At 59.4% G+C, this 6,524-nt stretch carries 8 protein-coding genes and 1 pseudogene; 6 read left to right on the forward strand and 3 right to left on the reverse strand.

Features of this window, described 5'->3' with window-relative positions; translation table 11 throughout:
• Positions 1 to 18: 18 nt before the first annotated feature.
• The 3 genes from RHIBUN_RS0120555 (at position 19) to tgt (ending at position 2,813) form a co-directional block, all read left to right on the forward strand.
• Positions 19 to 528: a peptidylprolyl isomerase gene (locus RHIBUN_RS0120555; RefSeq protein ID WP_018855049.1), complete on the forward strand. Its 510-nt coding sequence runs from the start codon at positions 19 to 21 to the stop codon at positions 526 to 528.
• Positions 529 to 599: 71 nt separating this feature from the next.
• The gene (queA, locus tag RHIBUN_RS0120560; RefSeq protein ID WP_025660994.1) at positions 600 to 1,682 is read left to right on the forward strand and encodes a tRNA preQ1(34) S-adenosylmethionine ribosyltransferase-isomerase QueA; all 1,083 of its coding nucleotides are present in this window, start codon (positions 600 to 602) and stop codon (positions 1,680 to 1,682) included.
• A complete protein-coding gene (gene tgt, locus RHIBUN_RS0120565) occupies positions 1,683 to 2,813 on the forward strand; it encodes a tRNA guanosine(34) transglycosylase Tgt (RefSeq protein WP_025660995.1) in 1,131 nt (376 codons plus the stop codon).
• Positions 2,814 to 2,819: 6 nt separating this feature from the next.
• On the opposite strand, the gene RHIBUN_RS0120570 is transcribed toward tgt, so the two are convergent.
• Positions 2,820 to 3,164 carry a carboxymuconolactone decarboxylase family protein gene (locus tag RHIBUN_RS0120570; RefSeq protein WP_025660996.1) on the reverse strand — a complete coding sequence of 115 codons (345 nt, stop codon included), beginning with the start codon at positions 3,162 to 3,164 and terminating at the stop codon, positions 2,820 to 2,822.
• A 78-nt stretch (positions 3,165 to 3,242) separates the two neighbouring features.
• On the opposite strand from RHIBUN_RS0120570, the gene RHIBUN_RS0120575 reads away from it, so the two are divergent.
• Positions 3,243 to 3,548 carry a metalloregulator ArsR/SmtB family transcription factor gene (locus RHIBUN_RS0120575; RefSeq protein WP_018855053.1) on the forward strand — a complete coding sequence of 102 codons (306 nt, stop codon included), beginning with the start codon at positions 3,243 to 3,245 and terminating at the stop codon, positions 3,546 to 3,548.
• A gap of 3 nt (positions 3,549 to 3,551) precedes the next feature.
• Complete coding sequence (locus tag RHIBUN_RS0120580) at positions 3,552 to 4,091, forward strand: rhodanese-like domain-containing protein (RefSeq protein ID WP_025660997.1); 540 nt, start codon at positions 3,552 to 3,554, stop codon at positions 4,089 to 4,091.
• 47 nt (positions 4,092 to 4,138) lie between these two features.
• On the opposite strand, the gene RHIBUN_RS0120585 is transcribed toward RHIBUN_RS0120580, so the two are convergent.
• The gene (locus RHIBUN_RS0120585) at positions 4,139 to 4,567 is read right to left on the reverse strand and encodes a DUF4864 domain-containing protein (RefSeq protein ID WP_025660998.1); all 429 of its coding nucleotides are present in this window, start codon (positions 4,565 to 4,567) and stop codon (positions 4,139 to 4,141) included.
• 155 nt (positions 4,568 to 4,722) lie between these two features.
• The gene (locus RHIBUN_RS0120590; RefSeq protein WP_025660999.1) at positions 4,723 to 5,733 is read right to left on the reverse strand and encodes an IS30 family transposase; all 1,011 of its coding nucleotides are present in this window, start codon (positions 5,731 to 5,733) and stop codon (positions 4,723 to 4,725) included.
• A gap of 339 nt (positions 5,734 to 6,072) precedes the next feature.
• On the opposite strand from RHIBUN_RS0120590, the pseudogene RHIBUN_RS0120595 reads away from it, so the two are divergent.
• Positions 6,073 to 6,524: pseudogene (locus tag RHIBUN_RS0120595) on the forward strand (hypothetical protein); the annotation flags it as partial.

Below are 6,524 nucleotides of genomic sequence, written 5' to 3' on the forward strand. Positions count from 1 at the left end.
ACAAGTAGGAGAAGACGAATGGCCGAGATCAAGGATCCCGAAAACACCATCATCCTGGAAACCACCAAGGGTAAGGTTGTCATCCAGCTGCTGCCGGAAGTAGCGCCGGAACATGTCGCCCGCATCAAGGAACTCGCTCGCGAGAAGGCCTATGACAACGTTGTCTTCCATCGCGTCATCAACGATTTCATGGCGCAGACCGGTGACGTGAAGTTCGGCAAGAAGGGCGGCGAGAGCTTCAACCCGAGCCGCGCCGGCATGGGCGGTTCCGAGAAGCCCGACCTCAAGGCTGAGTTCTCGGCGGTCAGCCACGTCAGAGGCACGTGCTCGATGGCCCGCTCCCAGAACCCGAACTCTGCCAATTCGCAGTTCTTCATTTGCTTCACCGATGCTCCTTGGCTGAACAAGCAGTACTCCGTCTGGGGTCAGGTCATCGAAGGCATGGACAACGTCGACAAGATCAAGAAGGGCGAGCCGGTCGTCGATCCGGACTCGATCGTCTCGATGCGGGTTGCCGCTGACGTCTGATTGTGATTTTTGCTGAAACCCGCCCTTGCGTGAAAGCGTGGGGCGGGTTTCGCTTTGCCTGGATTTGAGTGATGCGCGTAGACCTCTTTGATTTCGACCTGCCGGATGAACGGATCGCCCTGCGGCCCGCCGAGCCGCGCGATAGCGCGCGCCTGCTCGTCGTCGACCCGGCGGGCGAAGTGCAGCTGTCGGACCATCGGGTTAGCGATTTGCTCAGCTTTCTAAGGACAGGAGACGCGCTCGTCTTCAACGACACCAAGGTGATCCCGGCGCAGCTCGAGGGCATCCGTTATCGTGAGGGCGCCGGCGGTCAGCAGGTTTCGGCAACGCTGCATATGCGCACCGGCACCAGCCGCTGGAAGGCTTTTGCCAAGCCCGGTAAGCGCATCAAGATCGGTGATCGCATCTCATTTGGCCATGACGGCACCAGCTGCCTGCTCGGCAAGCTCGAATGCACGGTCGAGGAAAAAGGCGAGGGCGGCGAAGTCACCCTTGCCTTCGACCTGTCTGGGCCGATGCTCGACGAGGCCATCCATTCCGTCGGACATATTCCGTTGCCACCTTACATCGCCGCCAAACGCGCCGAGGATGAGCGCGACCGCGCCGACTACCAGACCATCTATGCGCGCGAGGAAGGCGCCGTCGCCGCTCCCACGGCCGGACTTCACTTCACGCCCGCGCTTTTCGACGCGATCGACAAGGCTGGGGTCGAGCGCCATTTCGTGACGCTACATGTCGGCGCCGGCACCTTCTTGCCAGTCAAAGCGGACGATACCGATGACCACAAGATGCATCTCGAAAGCGGCTATGTCAGCGCCGAAACGGCTGCGAGCCTCAATGCCGTGAAGGCGAGGGGCGGGCGCATCATCTGTGTGGGCACGACTTCGCTACGGCTGATCGAAAGTGCTGCGCAGGACAATGGCGAGATCCGGGCCTGGGCCGGCGCCACGGGTATCTTCATCACGCCAGGCTACCGCTTCAAGGCGGTTGACATGCTGATGACGAACTTCCATTTGCCCCGATCGACCCTGTTCATGCTCGTTTCGGCCTTTGCCGGCTTCGAGACCATGCATGCGGCCTATCAGCACGCGATTTCGACGGGCTACCGCTTCTATTCCTATGGCGATTCCAGCCTTCTTTTCCGGAAAGACTAAATGACCGAGAACTTTCAGTTCACCCTCAAGAAGACTGACGCCGGTGCTCGCCTGGGCGAGGTCTCGATGCCGCGGGGCACGATCCGCACGCCGGCCTTCATGCCCGTCGGCACCGTCGGTACCGTTAAGGCCGTGTATCTCGACCAGGTTCGCGACACGGGCGCCGACATCATCCTCGGCAACACCTATCATCTCATGCTGCGCCCTACAGCGGAACGCGTGGCCCGGCTCGGTGGTCTGCACAGGCTGATCCGCTGGGAGCATCCGATCCTGACCGATTCCGGCGGGTTCCAGGTGATGTCGCTCTCGGGTCTCCGCAAGCTCGATGAGCAGGGCGTAACCTTCAAGTCACATGTCGACGGCAGCCTGCATCACATGTCGCCGGAGCGCTCGATCGAGATCCAGGGACTGCTCGATTCCGACATCCAGATGCAGCTTGACGAGTGCGTGGCGCTGCCGGCGGAACCGCGGGAAATCGAGCGCGCCATGGAGCTGTCGCTGCGCTGGGCGGAGCGTTGCAAGGTTGCCTTCGGCAACCAGCCGGGTAAAGCCATGTTCGGGATCGTGCAGGGCGGGGATGTACCCGCGCTGCGCGTCCGGTCGGCCGCGGCACTGACCGATCTCGATCTCAAGGGCTACGCGGTCGGCGGTCTCGCCGTTGGAGAGCCGCAGGAGGTCATGCTGAAGATGCTCGAGGAGACCCTTCCGGTATTGCCAACGGAGAAGCCGCGCTATCTCATGGGCGTCGGTACGCCTGACGATATCCTGAAGTCCGTCGCTCGCGGCATCGACATGTTCGACTGCGTGATGCCGACCCGCTCTGGCCGTCACGGGCTTGCCTTTACACGTCGCGGCAAGGTCAACATCCGCAATGCCCGTCACGCAGAGGATATGCGGCCGCTCGACGAACAATCGAACTGCCCGGCATCGCGCGACTACTCGCGTGCCTACCTGCACCACCTCGTGCGCGCCAGTGAGGCCCTCGGCGGCATGCTGCTCTCCTGGCACAATCTCGCCTATTACCAGGAGCTGATGCAGGGTATCCGCAAGTCGATCGCCGAAGGCCGTTTCGCCGATTTCATGGCCGAGACCATGGAGGAATGGGCGAGGGGCGATCTCGATCCAGTCTGAGCCGCCTTAAGCTTCGGCAAACTGGTCATAGGCGCGCAGCGCGTCTGCGGCATACATCAACGCTGGGCCACCGCCCATATAAACACTCATCGCCATGACCTCGGCGACCTCTTCACGAGTAGCGCCGAGTTCTTTCAATGCCTTGGCGTGAAAGCCGATGCAGCCGTCGCAGCGCTGAGTGACGCCGATCGCCAACGCGATCAGTTCCTTCGTCTTCTTGTCGAGAGCGCCATCGCCGCTTGCGCCCTTCGCTAGTGCGTAGAAGCCTAGCATGGCCTCCGGCGCCAGCTTTCTCAGTTCTCCGGTATAGGCGGCGATATCACGGGTGATCTGCTTGTAATCCTTGCTCATCATTCTGTTTCCGTATTTCCTGCTTTTCATTTCGCAAAAATGTGATATCAATAAAATACGAAATGTAAAGAGGCGCCGATGACGGACTTCACGCTGGAGATGAGCGGCAAGGCGGAAGGGGCTGCGGAGTTCCTGAGTGGACTTGCAAGCCCGCACAGGCTGCTGATCCTCTGTCTTCTTGCCGCCGGCGAGAAGAGCGTTGGTACGCTGGTCGAGGAGACAGGCATCGGCCAGACCTCGATGTCGCAGCATCTGGCGAAATTGAAGAAGGAAGGCCTCGTCGATTTCCGGCGGGACCACCGTACGCTCTATTATTTTATCAACGATCCGGCGGCTCTGGAGATAATGGAAATTCTCTACAACCGCTTCTGCAGGAAGGTTTGAGCAATGACGCAGTCGATGAAGGTGGTGACACCGCGCCAGGCGAAAGAGTGGATAGGTGCGGGCGAGGCGGTCCTGATCGACGTCCGCGAGCCGGAGGAGTTCCGCAGCGAGCATATCGCTTCGGCCCTTTCCCTGCTTCTGTCCGAGGTCGGAAACCTCACCCGAGTCCTTTCCGTCCCGGCCGGACGCAAGGTCGTATTCCAGTGCCTGAAGGGCGGTCGCGGCCAGCAAGCCTGCGAGCGGCTGGTAGCCCAGGAGGGAAGCGAGTATCCGGTCTTCAATCTTGAGGGCGGCATCGCTGCTTGGAAAGCGGAAGGCCTGCCGGTGGTCGGCACAGCCGCCCCGCGCCTAACGATCTTCCGTCAGGTCCAGATCGTCGTCGGCTTCCTCGTGCTGCTGTCGGTGCTTGCCGGCTTCTTCATCAGCCCAGCCGGCTTCGTCGTTGCTGGCCTGTTTGGCGCGGCGCTTGCCTTTGCCGGCATATCCGGCTGGTGCGGCATGGCGAAGCTGCTCAACCTGATGCCTTGGAACCAGCCGGTCTGATCTGAATTCCGAACGAAAAATCGCGAGAGGCTTTCCGCGGCATTTCTTTAGATGCCTTTGCTTTCGGTATTTGGCACGATCTGCACACCGTTGATCTTGTAACTTCCGTCAGGCTGACGCGCCAGCTGGTAGACGGCAGTCCAATCCTTGCCGTCACGGCCTGATATCAGCACCTCGTGATAGATCATCGCGCCATTGTCGATCGAGCGGCTGCGCCCAAAGGCATAATTGCCAGGGTGGTAAACCGGCTCATAGCTTTTCTTGACCATGGCGAAGAAGACGTTCTTGTCGGGGTAGATCGCCTTGATCCCGGGTGCGGCAAAGGAATAGGCCGTGTCGACGTCGTCGTTCAGGAACGCCTTGATCTGCGCCTCGATCATCGTTCGCGTCGCGTCGATCGGATCTTCGGCTTGAGCGGCCGCAAACAAAACGAAGGACGCGGCACACAGAATGAAAACTGCGAGAAAGGCGCGCATGGCAACGGCTCCGGCTGTCCTAGGAATTCTAGGGCAGTCTACGCACAAGGAAAGAGCATAGATCACCAGGAGGGGTGTTGGTAGGCGTGCTTCGTGCGCTATTCCTTACGGGATTGTGAGTTCATGCTGAACCGCGACTTTTGTGGCTCATCAAGCTAGCCGGCATGTCTGATCTGCGCGAGCAGTTTCTTTCGGAAGACTTCGGCCGGGGTTCGATATCCAAGGCATTTGCGGGGTGTTGCGTTAAGCCGGTTGCAGATCTCGATCAGATCGGCATCTGTGACCGATAATGGATCGACCTCTCTCGAAAGCCATTTCCGGACGCGGCCATTGGTATTCTCGACGGTGCCTTTCTGCCACGGCGATTGCGGGTCGCAGAACCAGGTTTGGGTGCCGATGCTCGCCTGAAGATACGGCCAATCCGTAAACTCCGTGCCACGGTCGAAGGTGATCGAGCGACGGGCTAGATGGGGTAGGGCCTTGAGGGCCTGTATGAGGCCGTCCATGACCGGACGTGACTGACGGTCGTTGTTACGCAGGAAGATCGCAAATCGGCTAACGCGCTCGACGAGCGACGTGACGTTGGCCTTTCCAAACTTCTTGCGGAACTGGATAAGATCACATTCCCAGTGCCCAAACTGTTTGCGGTCAGCGACAGTGTCGGGACGACGCAAAATGTTCAGATCCGAGCTAAAGCGTTGACCGTGCTTGCGTCTGGCATGTCTTGGCCTGCGCCTGGCACGACGCTCCGGCAGATGTCGCCACAGCTTGATCGCCTGGCCGTCGGCCGAGTATGCGAATTTGTAGATCGTCTCGTGGCTCACCGAGATCGGATGGTGCTCCAGGCGCATCCGACCGGCAATCTGCTGCGGTGACCAGCCGTGTACGATCCGCTCGATCACCGATTGCCGGACATGCGAGAAGCGCGCGAGCTTGCGCAGCTTTAATCGGCGATCACAGGCCATTTGATGGGCGGTCACGCAGTAGTAGCCGCTGAGATCAGGAACTTCCTTGTCGACGAATATGTTGCGCCGGACTTCGCGAAAGATCGTCGAACGATGCCTTCCGAGCTTCTCTGCAATGGCGTCAATACTGAGCCCAGCCAACCTCCAACGGGCAATCTTACGGCGTTCGTCCAATCCAATCTGAGAGTAGGTGCGCTTCATTGCATCGTCCTTGCAATTGATAACCCATTGGGATCATTAGCAAGTCGCACTTCATTCTAGAACCCACCCCCCTACAATCCATTGTGGCGGCCAGGTTGAAATGTCCGCCGGTTTGCAAAGTAGAAATGTCACCTTGGGCGGGTCTTCAGCCATTTAGAAATGCGACACTGGCTCTGACAATCAGCCCCCGATCCGGCCGGCTGGGCCGGGTTGTAAGGGCGGAGCGGGGGCGGGTGATAACATTCCCCTTCGGCTTTAGCTTTCTCACTGGCAATTGTTCTTTTACCGCTCGATACTCGCTAGCACTTGCATGGCGCAGTTGGGGATCAAAGCCGCACGATGCTTCCGGAAATCAAACTGCAGGGTGACGTCAATGTCGCCGCGCTGTCACCACTTCTTCGCGGCATGCTTCTTGCTGTTGCCTATGCCGACGGTGAGGGTGGCATAGGATTGACGGCAACCGGCGCCATGAACCGCAAGTTCGTGCATTGGGCCGCTGTTAACTTCCTCTGGCCCGACTTTACAGCCGAAGATCTCTACAGCATGCACAAGGTGCTCAATGAACGCGACATGCCGCCGCTCTGGGTCGTGCGCGACATGACCCNTCATCTGAAGCTGCTTCGTCGGAAAAAGGATGTGCTGCTGCCAACCAGACGCGGCCGCGAGTTTCTGGTGAACCCTAACGCCTTCTTCGATCTGGTCGCCACGGATTATCTCTATTCCTACATCCACGCCACCGAACGGGAAGAGGAGGTGCAAGCGCGGTTGCGCTGGTGGCGCATGTTCCTCAA

The organism is Rhizobium sp. IBUN (assembly GCF_000510625.1).
Taxonomy (GTDB): Bacteria; Pseudomonadota; Alphaproteobacteria; order Rhizobiales; family Rhizobiaceae; genus Rhizobium; species Rhizobium altiplani.